Origin of the sequence: Candidatus Thermodiscus eudorianus (assembly GCA_015521085.1) — an archaeon.
In the GTDB taxonomy this organism is placed as follows: Archaea; Thermoproteota; Thermoprotei_A; order Sulfolobales; family Acidilobaceae; genus Thermodiscus; species Thermodiscus eudorianus.
This window is the reverse complement of record WAOW01000009.1, coordinates 14,230-27,436: the sequence shown is the minus strand read 5'-3', so window position 1 is coordinate 27,436 and position 13,207 is coordinate 14,230. Positions and strand designations below refer to the sequence as shown.

Annotated in this window: 15 protein-coding genes; 10 read left to right on the top strand and 5 right to left on the bottom strand. The window is 56.1% G+C overall.

Annotated elements, in window-relative coordinates; genetic code table 11:
• Nucleotides 1-66 precede the first annotated feature (66 nt).
• The 6 genes from glyS to F7C38_07555 all read left to right on the top strand — a co-directional run bounded on the left by glyS (nt 67) and on the right by F7C38_07555 (nt 4,535).
• Nucleotides 67-1,842 carry a glycine--tRNA ligase gene (glyS, locus tag F7C38_07580; protein MCE4601400.1) on the top strand — a complete coding sequence of 592 codons (1,776 nt, stop codon included), beginning with the start codon at nt 67-69 and terminating at the stop codon, nt 1,840-1,842.
• A gap of 30 nt (nt 1,843-1,872) precedes the next feature.
• Nucleotides 1,873-2,301 (top strand): hypothetical protein, encoded by a 429-nt coding sequence (locus F7C38_07575; GenBank protein MCE4601399.1) that lies wholly within the window; start codon nt 1,873-1,875, stop codon nt 2,299-2,301.
• A 44-nt stretch (nt 2,302-2,345) separates the two neighbouring features.
• On the top strand, nt 2,346-2,753 hold the full coding sequence (locus tag F7C38_07570) for a hypothetical protein (protein MCE4601398.1): 408 nt from the start codon (nt 2,346-2,348) through the stop codon (nt 2,751-2,753).
• 77 nt (nt 2,754-2,830) lie between these two features.
• Entirely contained in the window at nt 2,831-3,559 is a 729-nt protein-coding gene (locus F7C38_07565; protein MCE4601397.1) for a hypothetical protein, read from the top strand.
• The gene (gene endA, locus F7C38_07560; GenBank protein MCE4601396.1) at nt 3,540-4,100 is read left to right on the top strand and encodes a tRNA-intron lyase; all 561 of its coding nucleotides are present in this window, start codon (nt 3,540-3,542) and stop codon (nt 4,098-4,100) included. The genes F7C38_07565 and endA overlap by 20 nt, the downstream gene beginning before the upstream one ends.
• Nucleotides 4,101-4,157: 57 nt before the next feature.
• On the top strand, nt 4,158-4,535 hold the full coding sequence (locus F7C38_07555) for a hypothetical protein (protein MCE4601395.1): 378 nt from the start codon (nt 4,158-4,160) through the stop codon (nt 4,533-4,535).
• A 48-nt stretch (nt 4,536-4,583) separates the two neighbouring features.
• Here F7C38_07555 and F7C38_07550 read toward each other — a convergent pair whose 3' ends face one another.
• The 5 genes from F7C38_07550 to F7C38_07530 form a co-directional block, all read right to left on the bottom strand.
• Entirely contained in the window at nt 4,584-5,183 is a 600-nt protein-coding gene (locus tag F7C38_07550; GenBank protein MCE4601394.1) for a UbiX family flavin prenyltransferase, read from the bottom strand.
• Complete coding sequence (locus tag F7C38_07545) at nt 5,159-5,728, bottom strand: macro domain-containing protein (GenBank protein ID MCE4601393.1); 570 nt, start codon at nt 5,726-5,728, stop codon at nt 5,159-5,161. The genes F7C38_07550 and F7C38_07545 overlap by 25 nt, the downstream gene beginning before the upstream one ends.
• Entirely contained in the window at nt 5,721-6,437 is a 717-nt protein-coding gene (locus tag F7C38_07540) for a 5-formyltetrahydrofolate cyclo-ligase (protein MCE4601392.1), read from the bottom strand. The genes F7C38_07545 and F7C38_07540 overlap by 8 nt, the downstream gene beginning before the upstream one ends.
• 273 nt (nt 6,438-6,710) lie before the next feature.
• Nucleotides 6,711-9,398, bottom strand: a complete 2,688-nt coding sequence (acnA, locus tag F7C38_07535) for an aconitate hydratase AcnA (protein MCE4601391.1) — start codon at nt 9,396-9,398, stop codon at nt 6,711-6,713.
• Between the two features lie 94 nt (nt 9,399-9,492).
• Nucleotides 9,493-9,819: a PadR family transcriptional regulator gene (locus tag F7C38_07530; protein MCE4601390.1), complete on the bottom strand. Its 327-nt coding sequence runs from the start codon at nt 9,817-9,819 to the stop codon at nt 9,493-9,495.
• A gap of 94 nt (nt 9,820-9,913) precedes the next feature.
• On the opposite strand from F7C38_07530, the gene F7C38_07525 reads away from it, so the two are divergent.
• The 4 genes from F7C38_07525 (at nt 9,914) to F7C38_07510 (ending at nt 13,204) form a co-directional block, all read left to right on the top strand.
• Nucleotides 9,914-11,020, top strand: a complete 1,107-nt coding sequence (locus F7C38_07525; GenBank protein MCE4601389.1) for an inositol-3-phosphate synthase — start codon at nt 9,914-9,916, stop codon at nt 11,018-11,020.
• A 190-nt stretch (nt 11,021-11,210) separates the two neighbouring features.
• Nucleotides 11,211-11,777 carry a hypothetical protein gene (locus F7C38_07520; protein MCE4601388.1) on the top strand — a complete coding sequence of 189 codons (567 nt, stop codon included), beginning with the start codon at nt 11,211-11,213 and terminating at the stop codon, nt 11,775-11,777.
• The gene (locus tag F7C38_07515; protein ID MCE4601387.1) at nt 11,774-12,082 is read left to right on the top strand and encodes a hypothetical protein; all 309 of its coding nucleotides are present in this window, start codon (nt 11,774-11,776) and stop codon (nt 12,080-12,082) included. The genes F7C38_07520 and F7C38_07515 overlap by 4 nt, the downstream gene beginning before the upstream one ends.
• Before the next feature lie 162 nt (nt 12,083-12,244).
• Nucleotides 12,245-13,204: a DUF1152 domain-containing protein gene (locus F7C38_07510; GenBank protein MCE4601386.1), complete on the top strand. Its 960-nt coding sequence runs from the start codon at nt 12,245-12,247 to the stop codon at nt 13,202-13,204.
• Nucleotides 13,205-13,207 lie beyond the last annotated feature (3 nt).

Genomic DNA, 13,207 nt, shown 5'->3' with positions numbered 1-13,207 from the left:
TCCGATTATCGTATAAATTGGGAGTATCAGTGTAGAGATGGGGGATTGCGGCTGGGGGTATGACTGTTGGGAGAGGACTTGTACTCTAAGGTTGTCGAGCTCGCTAGGAGGAGGGGGTTCTTCTGGCCCTCCTACGAGATATATGGCGGCGTCGCCGGCTTCTACGACTTCGGCCCTTACGGTGTCCTATTGAAGAGGAAGATAATTGAGAAGTGGCGTAGATTCATAGTAAAGAATCATAGCAACTATGTCGTGGAGATAGAGAGCCCCATAATAGGGCCTTCAAGGGTCTACGAAGCCAGCGGCCACGTGGAGAACTTCACGGACCCCATAGTCACATGCCTTAAGTGCGGGAGGAAGTTCAGGGCCGATCATCTCATAGAGGAGAAGCTTGGTATCGACGCTGAAGGGCTGAGTCCGGGCGAGATGACAGACCTCATAAGAAAGCACGGGATACGGTGCCCCGTGTGCGGTGGAGAGCTGGGCGAGGTCAAACTCTTCAACCTCCTCTTCCCCACCCAGATAGGCCCCTACGAGGGCAATAGGGGCTACATCAGGCCGGAGCTCGCCCAGGGCATGTTCGTGGCGTTCAAGCGGGTCCTAGACGTGATGAGGGGCAGGCTGCCGCTGGGCATAGCCCAGATAGGGCGTGTGGGTAGGAACGAGATAAGCCCCCGGCAGGCGATGATGAGGCTGAGAGAGTTTACTATAATGGAGATGGAGTATTTCATCGACCCCGAAGATGAGGACGGAAGCTGTCCCTTCTATGATAGGGTGAGGGACGAGGTCCTAAGGATAAGGACCTACGAGGCCAAGACTAGGGGCGAGGGCCCCCGTGAGTACAGGGTCGACGAGGCCGTAAGGGATGGTGTGATAATCCATAAGTGCCTGGCCTACTGGATGGTCGTCGGCAAGAGGTTCATGAATAGCCTGGGGGTGCCCGACGAGGCAATGTTCTTCGACGAGAAGGGCCCCCACGAGAGGGCACACTACTCCTCTCAGACATTCGATCAGATGGTCAAGGTCTCCCGGTGGGGCTGGGTCGAGGTAGCGGGCCACAGCTACAGGGGGAGCTACGACCTCTCACGCCATATGGAGTATAGCGGCGCCGACTTGACCGTGTTCAAGCCCTATGAGAAGCCCCGTGAGGTTAAGGTGAAGAAGGCCTTCATCGACAAGGCCTATATCGGGAGGACCTTCAAGTCGGAGGCCAAGAAGATCCTAGAAGAGGCCAGCAGGATACCCATGGAGAGGCTGGTTGAGGCGGCTGAGAAGGGAGAGCCGGTCGAGATAGCAGGCTATAGGATCCCGCCGGAGGCTATCAAGGTGGTGGAGAGGACCGAGAAGGTATCTGGGAGGAAGATAATACCACACGTCGTAGAGCCCTCCTTTGGAACCGATAGGATAGTGTATGTAGCGTTTGAATACGCGTATCGGGAGAAGGCTGGAAGGACCGTGCTCAGCTTCCCCAGAGACATAGCTCCTATAGAGGCCGGGGTACTCCCTCTAGTCGAGAAGGAGGAGGCTTTAAGGGAGAGGGCCCTGGGCCTGTACCGTTTGCTGGTGGAGAACGGGTTCCACGTGGTATACGATGATAGTGGGAGTATCGGGAGGAGGTATGCGAGGCTCGACGAGATAGGCGTGCCCGCGGTCTTCACAGTAGACTACCAGACGCTGGAGGACGACACCGTGACCCTTCGAGACAGGGATACTTGGAAGCAGGTGAGGGTCCCTCTGAAGGACGCGCCTGTTATCCTGAGAAAGTTCTTATACGGGGGAGTAGACATCGTGGAATTGGGTACCCCCGTCGAGGGCACGGGACAGGATACAGAAGCAGGTTAATGGTGTGACCGGGCCCAAAGGGTGAAGTGCATGAGGATAGAGGAGGAAGGCGTGGAGCACTCCGAGGGCGAGGCCACGGAGGAGGTAAGGCCAGACAGGCCTAGGGGCTCTATAAGGGATATACTAGCCGTGATACCCCCTGCATCCAGCCTTAAGGCTAGTCAGAAGCAGGTGCGGGAGAAGAGGATTAGGTTGAAGTACGACGACTCCCTAGCACCAGAGAAGGCTAAGATAAACCCGCGTATAGCTAACCAGCTAGGCATAACGGATAAGCTTGAGATAGTCGTTGCCGGTAGACATAGGTTCGCTTTCCTGGCGATACTAGACGAGGAAGTTGACGAGGGCCACGTACACGTGAACCCTGACCTGATGGAGGAACACGGTATAGCCGATGAGAGCATAGCGACTGTGAGGGCATATAAGGGGACCGAGAAACTAGGGGTAAAACTCAACGTATAACACCCCTAGAACTCATTCCTATCTTCTCCCGGGTGCACGGTGTATTGACTTCAAGAACCGAGATCATGGCCCAGCTACTCTCTATGAAGCTCGAAGAGCACCTTAAAGCGATGGAGACAATAGAGGGTATAGCCCGCGAGCTAGCGTCCACGGATATGAGTAGTAGGAGTCCAGAGGAGCTCAGGGATGCTGTCTCAAGGCTTAGATCCCTGAGATCGGCTCTGCTAAAGGACGCGCTCCGGGTGGTCGATGCAATTGAGAGCGGCGATATAACGCCGGGCGGCGATGGCGTGGAGGAGCTCTATGCCCTGGCAGGCTATTATGTAGAGGCTGCTTACCACTCGGAGAAGCGTTTGCTCTCCATGCTGGGCGGCTACGTGGACGACTCCGATCGAAAGTCCATGGAACTCTTGAGGAGCGTCTTCTCAAGAATACTGTCAAGCCTTGAATAGCCGGATCCTGTTGAATGCTTTAATAAGTGGGTTCGCCCACAACTTCATACGTGAACGGCGAGCACGGTGCACTAAGTATGTATGCAGGCTCTGGTAACATCAGCAGGGAGGTAGTGATAGAGCACTTAGTAAATATAGCGAGGGAGCTCGAATCCATAATAGTCTCGATAAACGGTATATTCCGGGATAAGAGTCTTCCAACAGCGGAAGTCATAGACAAGATATTCAGGCAAGACCTAGTGATGGCCAAGGAGAGGATAGAGAAGAATATAGCCCAGCTCCTCCTCTACATAGCTTCCGGGAGGATAGAGCTCGTCGACTCCAAGGAACTAATCCTCAGGATAACCGAGGGCTATAGGGATACAATCACCAAGCTAGAGTCGTTCGTCCACAGGCTGAAGCTCGCTAGGAGGGCCGAGGCAGAGGTCGACTCGAAGATCGTCGAGCGGATGGCTAACATGCTTGGCCTCGTCGCGGAGGCCAGCGGCCACATAACCACGCTCGCCAGGCTCGCTGGAAGGGCCTACGGCAACAATGAGATAGCTAGGAGGATGGAGCAGAGGAACGATAAGGTGCAGGAGATAGAGAGGCTTGTCGACGAGGTATACAGGGAGTTGCTCGACCTCCTAATTGATACGACCAGTGACTTCAAGACCTACATACTAGTCCGCGACGCCGTAAACACGCTGGAAGACACTATGGATCTACTCGCCAAGCTATCATTGAACTACTTCATACTCGGCGTCGGCATGGCTTCAAGCGCCACCGCCTCCGGCGTGACGGAGTATGCAGGGTTTGAAATGTAAGGCTAGGGCAAGGCTATATGGCTTCTCAGTGGTAGTTGAATCTATAGAGGACTCGCGCTGCCTCTACGGAATGGGATTCTACGGCCACCCGCTGGGGGTAGAGAAGCCCAAGTCCGCCGACTTCAACTCGCCCGTAAGGCTCTCTCCCCTAGAAACCCTCTACTTGATGGAGAAGGGAGTACTAGAGGTCTATGATCCCAGCGATAGGAGGCTGAGCCCCGAAGAAGTCTCTAAGATCCTCTCAGTCCAGTATAAAGACCTGGACCTGGAGTATCCAGTCTACAAGAGGCTACGCGATTCAGGGCTCATAGTGAGGAGCGGGTTAAAGTTCGGAGCAGACTTCACGGTTTACAGGCTTGGACCCGGCCTAGAACACGCGCCCTACATAGTCCACGTAACTAGTTACAGCGGAGAGCTAGAGCCCACGGACATAGTCAGGGCGGGGAGGCTGAGCCACAGCGTTAGGAAGGCATTCATACTAGCGTCGGTCGAGCCCAGTGGGTCCGCTAGTTACCTAATCTTTAAATGGCTTGTACCGTGACTATTAAGAAGGAGGCGAACTCGTCGAGACGCGTAAATGAGGTTGGGGGTACGTATAGTGTCTACATACATGCCGCGGCGGCCGAGGCGGGGACCCCCCAATCAGAGGAGGGAGGAGCCAAGAAGGGACAGGAGGGAGCCGAAGCCCAGGCCTATAGGGGACAAGTGCAACCCGCTCTGCCCATTCTTCAGGTGCCAGAAGAGGGCCCTCCGCTTCACGGTAGAACAGTACAAGGGCAGGCCGATAAAGATCGCTATGTGTGCATGGATAGGGGACAAGTGCATAGGACCCGCCTGTAGATTCGCCTACTGCGAGAAGAGGGCCATGCTACCCGACGGGAGGTGTGCCCTAGCGGTCAAGGCTCGGCGCGTGAAGGAATTCGAGGAAGAGCTAATGGAGATGGACAAGGACTTCGAATTCGAGGAGAAGTTCTAGACTCTAGGAAGGTTCTGGAGGGACCCTCCAGGACGCGGTGAAGACCCCCTAGTTCTCCGCTCCCCTCCACCTCCTATAGAGATCATTCTCCACGCCCAGCGCATCCAACACCTTCCCAGCCAGGAACCGCGTCACATCGTCGATCGTCTCCGGCCTAGTGTAGTAACCCATGCAGAGGGGTACTATTACAGCCCCAGCCCTGGCGAGCCTAGCCATGTTCTCCAACTCGATTACCCCAACAGGCGTCTCCCGGGGCGCTACGACGAGCCTCCTGCCCAGCCTCAGTATAGCTAGCGCGGCCCTCGTTACAAGGTTATTAGAATACCCGCTGGCCAGTGCCGCCACGGTCTTCATACTAGCGGGGACGATGGCCATCGCATCGGGCTGGTTACTGCTACTGGCTAGTGGCGAGTTGAACTCGTCCTCCCTGTACACTGGGCCGTAGCCTTCTAGAAGGCTCTTTAACTGGCTCTCGCTTAGGCCGTCCTCATAGCGGGCCACGTCTATGGCCCCTCGGGTTAGGATAATACCCTTTATAGTTACACCAGCGTTGTGGAGGGCTTTTGCAGCCTCGACTCCGACTCTTACCCCCGAGGCCCCGGTTAGGGCGAGCGATACCGTGTTTATTCCTCTAGGGCTCCCCGGCAACTGGTACCACCGCGGCCTAGTGCCTCCTCGACCCCCTCTATCATCTCTCTATAGGCCGCTTCACCGTAAGCTACCAGGTGGACTCTTCTGAGGCTTCTAGCGCCGTGCTCCGAGACCACCTTGGCCATCTCCCTGGCAACGTCCCTCACGCTCAACCCTCCAACCCCCGCCCCCATAGCGGGGAGGGCTATGGATTCTAGCTTCAGCCTCTCGGCTTCCCTCAACGCGGCCCTCGTGGCCTTGGCGGCGTTCTCAAGGGGTATCCTCATAGCGGGCCTCTCCATTGTGGGGGCGTGGATGACGTACTTGGCCGGGAGCCTCCCCGCCGTCGTGGCTATTGCGCTTCCCACCGGGATAGGCGCATGCCTCCTGGCTTCCTCTTCTATGATTCTCCCGCCGGTCCTCTTGATGGCCCCGGCGACTCCTCCACCCATTATGAGGAGGCTGTTGGCCGCGTTGACGATCGCGTCTACCCTGGCCCTGGTTATATCTCCCTCTTCTACGATAAGGGTTATGCCGTTAGGGAGGCTCCAGCACCTAGCCATTTCTCTCCACCGCTAGTTCTTTGAGTATCGGGATCTCGTTTAATTTGGTGGCGTCTAGCTCGTCCCAGTAGATGCCTCTGGGCTTAGGCCTCCTATCCATGGCCTGGATTAGCCTAGTTGGTGTAGCTATCAAGTCGACGGGTACATCGTGTTTATCCTGTGGTAGCCGGTCTCGGTATACTTGTAGGTCGTGGACCGTAGTCGCTATCGGCGTGTCCTCACCTACGAGCCCCAGCTCCGATAATATGCCCCATTCCAGATCCCCGTATCCATGGCCCTTTCCAAGTCTATCGCCGTGTATGCTCACAGCGACGCTCCCCTCAACTATGAAATCAACCCTGTCAACCGCGCTCGTCAGCTTATCCAGGCTCGCCAGGGGCATTCCAAGCCTGAAGGCGCCCTTGATTGTAGAAGCCCAGCCTATACTCCTGGCCGGTATCCTGGAGGGGTCGAGTAGGAGGAATCCTCTCCGGATTCTGGGCGTCGGCATTAGGAGCAACTTGCCCTGGGACAGTGCAGCGCGCCTAACAGGCCTCTGGGGAGAATCGGGGTTCACCTTGACGACCTCGGCCCTACGCCACTGCTCCAGCAATAGTATTCTAGCGGCGGCCTCCTCCGCGCCCTGGAAGTTAGGAATCCTCCCCTCGACTGGGAATGGCGGTTTCGCCGCGCCAGAATCCTGGAGCCTCCTCCAAACCTCCCTTCTTATCTCATCTTTACTCTTGAAGACTCATCACCTGGAGGCGTTTAGTCCATGGCGGCTCCAATGGTCCGTGAAATACTCATCCCATGGGGGTCATTTAACCCAGCGGTCGTCATCGCCGCCTGTCAGATAGTCTAGCTGGGGAGGGTTATAGGCGTCAAGTTAGCTACAACGGAGGGACCCCTCTATGTCTAGTCTGTTCCTCTTCCTCCAGGGCATCAAAAATGGGAGAGGGAGTGGAAAGAGGGATTGGGCTCGTCTACCCCCGCGGGGTCGTGTCTATTTCTTGAGGAACCTGGTCCTCAGGACGTACTGGAGTATGCCGCCGTGCTTGTAGTATTCCACTTCTATCGGGGTGTCGAGCCTGGCCTTCACCTTGAACTCTATCACCCTGCCGTCCTCCTTCCTAGCCCTGACGGTTAGTATCTTCCCGGGGTATAGGCCCTCGCTTATGCCCAGGATGTCGTAGACCTCGCTCCCGTCTAGGCCGAGTTTTTCAGCGTTCTCGCCTGGCATGAATTCGAGGGGCAGTATGCCCATGCCTACGAGGTTGCTCCTGTGTATCCTCTCGTAGCTCTCGGCTATCACGGCCTTGACTCCTAGGAGTGCTGGTCCCTTGGCGGCCCAGTCCCTGCTGCTACCTGTACCGTATTGTCTCCCGGCTAGTATGATTAGCGGTATGCCCATTTCCTTGTACTTCATCGCGGCGTCATAGACGTGGACTACCTCCTTGGTCGGCCAGAATATGGTCCACCCGCCTTCCCTGTCCGGGACTAGCTTGTTCCTGAAGCGTGGGTTGTCGAACGTGCACCTCATCATTACCTCGTGGTTCCCTCTCCTTGAACCGCAGGTGTTGAGCTCGTGTGGCTTGACTCCGAGGCTTAGCAGGTATTGTCCAGCCTTCGTCTCAGGCAGTATCCTGCCGGCTGGGCTTATGTGGTCTGTAGTAGTCCTGTCTGGCGCCCATACTAGTACCCTGGCCCCGGTTATGTCCTTCGGCTCGGGGGGCTCCAGGGGCATGCCCTCGAAGAAGGGCGGCTTCTTTATGTACGTGCTCTTGGGGTCCCATGGATAGGTCACTGATTCGTGGGCTGGGAGCTTATTCCAGTGCTCGTCGCCCTCCCATATGTTGGAGTACTTCCGCCTGTAGGATTCTGGGTCTAGTGCCTCCTCTACGGCCTTTCTAACCTCCTCTGCACTGGGCCATATGTCCCTTAGGTATACCGGCTCTCCGTTGGGGTCGTAGCCTATGGGCTCGTTGTAGAAGTCTATGTCTATCCTGCCTGCCAGGGCGTATGCTATCACTAGTGGCGGGCTCGCTAGGAAGTTCCCGCGTGCCAGGGGGTGTATCCTGCCGGAGAAGTTCCTGTTCCCGCTCAATACGGTGGCCGTCCATAGGTCGTTCTTCTTTATCGCCTCCTCTATAGCTGGCGGTAGGGGACCGCTGTTACCTATACAGACGGTGCATCCGAAGCCCGTCACGTGGAACCGCAGCGCTTCTAGGTATGGCATTAGCCCTAGCTTCTCCCAGTAGTCCGGTACGACCCTGCTCCCCGGTGCGTTGCTGGTCTTGACCCAGGGCTTCGTGGATAGCCCCCTCTCTACGGCTTTCTTGGCTAGTAGCCCAGCCGCTATCATTAGCCCGGGGTTGCTGGTGTTTGTACAGCTGGTTATACCAGCTAGCACCACGTGCCCGTCTTCGAGCGTGTATTTCTCCCCGTCGGTTTCCAGCTCGACTACTATCTTGCCCCTCTTCTTCTCCTTCAGGTAAGACTCCACGATCTCCCTCGTCCTCTTCTTGGCCTCGCGGAGCGGTATCCTGTCTTCCGGATGGCTTGGACCCGCTATACTGGGCTCTACATCGTTCAGGTCGATCTCGACGACCTGTGTATACTGTGGCGTCGGGTTGTCTAGACTGTACCATATCCCCAGTGTCTTGAGGTAGTTCTCGACTAGCTTGACGTGGGCGGGGTCCCTCCCTGTTAGTAGGAGGAAGTTGATGGTCGCCTCGTCGGGCGGGAAGTAGCCCATCGTAGCGCCATACTCTGGGGACATGTTCGCTATCGTCGCCCTGTCGGGGACAGACAGCTTCTTGACTCCCTCTCCAAAGTACTCCACGAACTTCCCTACCACGCCGATCTTCCTGAGCTTCTCCGTTATGTAGAGGACTAGGTCTGTGGCAGTCGCTCCCTCCGGCAGTTCTCCCTCCAGCTTGACGCCTACCACCTCTGGTAGTAGCATGTAGTAGGGCTGGCCGAGTATCGTCGCCTCGGCCTCTATCCCCCCGACTCCCCATCCCAGGACGCTGAGTCCGTTGATCATCGTTGTGTGGCTGTCCGTGCCTAGCACGCTGTCGGGGTAGGCTGTGAGCTCCCCGTTCCACTTCCCCAGCCATACCAGCTGGGCTATGTGTTCTAGGTTCACCTGGTGTATTATGCCCTTACCTGGCGGTGCCACCTTCATGTTGTTGAAGGACTTCTGGGCCCATTTCAGCAGGGTGTATCTCTCGGAGTTCCTCTCGTACTCCCTCTTTATGTTCCAGGCCAGCGAGTAGGCGGTCCCGAAGTAGTCTACCTGTACACTGTGGTCTATTATGAGGTGTACCGGTATCAGGGGGTTGAGCGATGCCGGGTCCCTCCCGAAATCCTTCACGGCGTCCCTCATAGCCGCCAAGTCGACTACTGCCGGGACTCCCGTGAAGTCTTGCATTATCACTCGGGTCGGGAAGAGTGGTATGTCCTTCTTACCAGCGTGGTCTCTCCAATTGGCCGCTGCCAGCACCTCCTCGTCGCGGACGACGTAGCCGTCGTAGTTCCTGACCAGGTTCTCCAGGACTATCCTTATAGAGTATGGTAGCGCCGCGTAGTCGCCTAGCCCTAGCTCTGTTATCTTGTCGACCCTGTATATCTTGGCCCTTCCCCGCGGGCTCTCGATATAGTCTTCAAATGCCTTCTTGTCTATCCTCACACGAGTTCACCCGGGTCTACATTGCCTATTTAGGATGGTGTTGTTCGATATCTGATATATGTGATGGTCGTAGACTCTCCGGGTGGCCCCGGGTTTATCCCTTCTGCACGTTGCTGGCTTGGCTGGAGAGGAGCTGGTAGACCCTGCCCAGCATCTCGACCCCCTCCTGGAAGATCATTTCCCCCTCCTCTGTAACGGTGTAGGTTCCATCGCTCTTCTTCTCTATGAGTCCCTCCCTCTCAAGCCTGTATATCACGGTGTAGGTGGTTACCGTGGCTGGTTTGAACCCGAACCGCTCCCTTATCCTCCTCCTCACGTCGTAGCCATAGGTCGGCTTTTCCAGGAGGACCGCTATGATGTACAGCCATAGCACCTCTACCGTGAGCTTCTTCTCCAGGCGCTTCAGCGGCTTCGCCTCCACGGCTCCTCAGCCGGTTAATTGCCTTTCCGCATGGTAAGGTTATTATATGGATCCATGCAATATTCACCAGTAGATATATTTGTGGCGATGAAACATGGCGAGGATTAGAGCGGCAATAGCAGGAGTAGGGAACTGCGCCTCCGCACTCATACAGGGAGTATACTACTACAAGCACGCCGACGAGGGCGAGGAGATACCCGGCCTCACCAGCGTGAGGCTAGGAGGCTACCACGTAGACGACATAGAATGGGTGGCCGCATTCGACGCCTCAAAAAAGAAGATAGGAAAAGACCTAGCAGAAGCGATATTCCAGCCACCAAACATAACACCCAGATTCGCCGACATACCAAAGCAACTAGGAGTCACCGTCGAGCCAGGCCCCGTGCTCGACGGGGTAGCACCCCACATGAGAGAGAGGTTCGACCCCCACGATGAAGAGGTAGGACTAGACCATGTAGTAAACGTGTTAAGAGAGAGCCAGGCCGACATACTAATCAACTTCCTCCCAGTAGGGAGCGAGCAGGCGACCAGATTCTACGCCAGGGCAGCTCTAGAAGCCGGGACAGCCTTCATAAACGGGATCCCAGTATTCATAGCCGGCGACCCCACGGGCGAGTGGCCCAGGCTCTACGAGGAGAAGCGGCTACCGCTCGTGGGAGACGACATCAAGGGCCAGCTGGGGGCCACGATACTCCACAGGACCCTGGTAAGGCTCATGCACATGAGGGGCGTGCGCGTGGAGGAGACCTACCAGTTAAACATAGGGGGCAACACAGACTTCGAGAACATGCTCATGGAGGAGAGGCTTGCGAGCAAGAGGATAAGCAAGACGAGTGCAGTAACAAGCATACTACCCTACGGCGAGAAGCTCTGGCGGGAGGGCAAGGTTAGGATAGGGCCAAGCGACTACGTCCCATTCCTGGGGAACACCAAGATAGCATACATCTACCTGAAGGGCAAGAGCTTCGCCGGCTTCCCAGTAACGCTAGAAGTCAAGCTACAGGTCGACGACAAAAGCATGTTCGCAGGCGCGATGATAGATGCGATAAGGGCGACGAAGATAGCGCTCGACAGGGGGATAGGCGGGCCCCTCATAAGCGTATCGGCACCATTCTTCAAACACCCACCAGTGCAGGCGCCGAGCGACGAGGATGCACTCAACTGGCTCCAAGAGTTCATCAAGGGAGAACGATCAAGATAAACACCCCCAGGAAGACAAGAATCAATACAGGGATGAGCGGACGACGGTCAACAGAGCCCCACATAACAGGCGATGAAGACCGTAAACCCCATGGCGACCAGACAAACCCGAAGGTAAATTGCCTGAAAACGTCTACAGTACTAGGTCTAAGGTGGTTCATCACCGAGTAGGAAAAGGTGGTGGAGTATCGGTGACACGGGATTTCTATGAAGACGCTAACCGGGCTGGGAGGGTTGGCGGTATTCATCGGTCTCTGCTCCAGGTCTCCGAGATCCTCGCGAAGCTCGGTCTCAGAGTCTTTGTTATAGGTGCTCGTAGCGCCATAGTTCATGGAGTGGACTTGGGTAGGGAGACGCGGGATTGGGACATAGCTGTGGATAAGCCGTTCACGCCGGAGCTACGAGATGCTATAACTAGGGAGCTCCGCTCCAGGGGTTTCAAGGTGCAGTGGAGGAAGTGGGGATTCTTGGTAGAGGACGATATCCACATAGACATTAACTATGCTCCACTCACGCTCGATGAAGAGTTTATAGAGAGGAGTAAGAGTGTAGTTGGAGATATTCTACTGCTGCCCTCTATAGAGGATATAGTGGTGTTAAAACTCATGTCTGGAGAGAGGAAGGATACGGACGATGTTAAGAAGATGCTCGTCCAGACGTGGCATAGGCTTGACAAGGAGTACCTCTACAAGCGGGCTCGACAGGCAGGATTAGAGAGGAAGCTGGAGAGGATATTGAGGAGGCTTAGACTGGGATGAACTCGGAAGAGGCCCAGACGGGGATGATCCGGATAGTGCCGGGCCTGGCCGTGCCCGGATACATGGGGTTCCTCCTAGAGTACTGTGAACCCGTCAAACAAACCAAGAAGGCAGTCGAAGCAGGAAACCTGCTAGCGATAGACTACCACCCCCCATACCTACAGCTACACTGTAGAGACGTGGAGAGGGTGATCGAAGAGGCTAAGAGGAGGAAGCTAAGAGTCTACAGGGGCAAGAACCACATCACAATAACAGACGGCGTATACAGGGCAAGGATATACCTAGAGCCACGTAAACCCCCATAGAACGACACCCCAGGATAAGGCGTTTGTTGCCTTAGAGGCTATCCTGGAGGCTCTTGTCCGCCTTCGTAGCCCCCTGTCCACTCTTTATCCCGTCGCTCCGCAGTTTGAGGTAATTAGTGCTCGATGGAAGCTTGAGGAGACCCACCGGGAGGGATAGAGCGGATGAGCCTTATTGTAGGCGGGTTGGGTGGGGGCGGCGACATAGGCCTAGCCCTGATCCTGGCCGCGCAACTCAAGGACGCTAAGCCGGTCTTCGCCAGCTTCTCGGGCTGCAGCCCGGACAAGTATGGCGGCTCCCGCATCGTAAGGAGCCTCTTCACCCCTGCAACCTACAACCCCAGGGATTTCGAGTGGTCCCTGAAGAAGCTCGCTCCAAAGGCCCCCGTCTACAAGATATGCCTGAGGGCTCCCCGGGAGGAGGTCATGGAGGGTGTAGAGTGGCTCATATCAACCTACAAGCCCCGCTGCACGCTCCACACCGACCTGGGAGGAGACGGGCTCCTAACCGGCTACGAGGAGAGCCTAGGTAGCTACATAGCCGATACACTGGCTAGAGCAGTCCTACACGAGGTAGCCACCAGACACAGGATACACTCCACGCTGGCCGTTGGCGCCCTCCAGCTAGAAGGCGGTAGGAGGAGGCTCTTCAGCCTCGAAGAACAGGTAGCCGCCATCGCCTACTACGAGGGCCTAGGCCACCTGCTTGGAGTAATAGACCCGCCCCGAGACACGGTGCACGTGGCTAAGCTCCTGCTATATCCGGGCAAGGAGATGGTATCAGTAATGCTACCCCTATACATAGCATCGCTGGAGGGGAGGACCGCTATAAGGATAACGAAGGGCTACAGCACAGGCTACCACAAACTAGACTGGTGGACCCCCTACGTGTTCCTACTAGACGCCAAGGGAACCTGCGAAGCCAGTCCACTATGCAGGAGCGCCCTGGAAAACTGGATAGACGGCATAGCAAACTGGCAACGCCCCAACCCGTCACGGGAATACGCGAGGATACTGAAACGAGTCAAAAGAGACCCAGAGGGATGGCTGAAAAAGATAATTAAGAAATACACGAGCAGCCAAAGCCAAGAAGGGATAAGCCTCGCAGCGATAATAAACTGCTAGCAT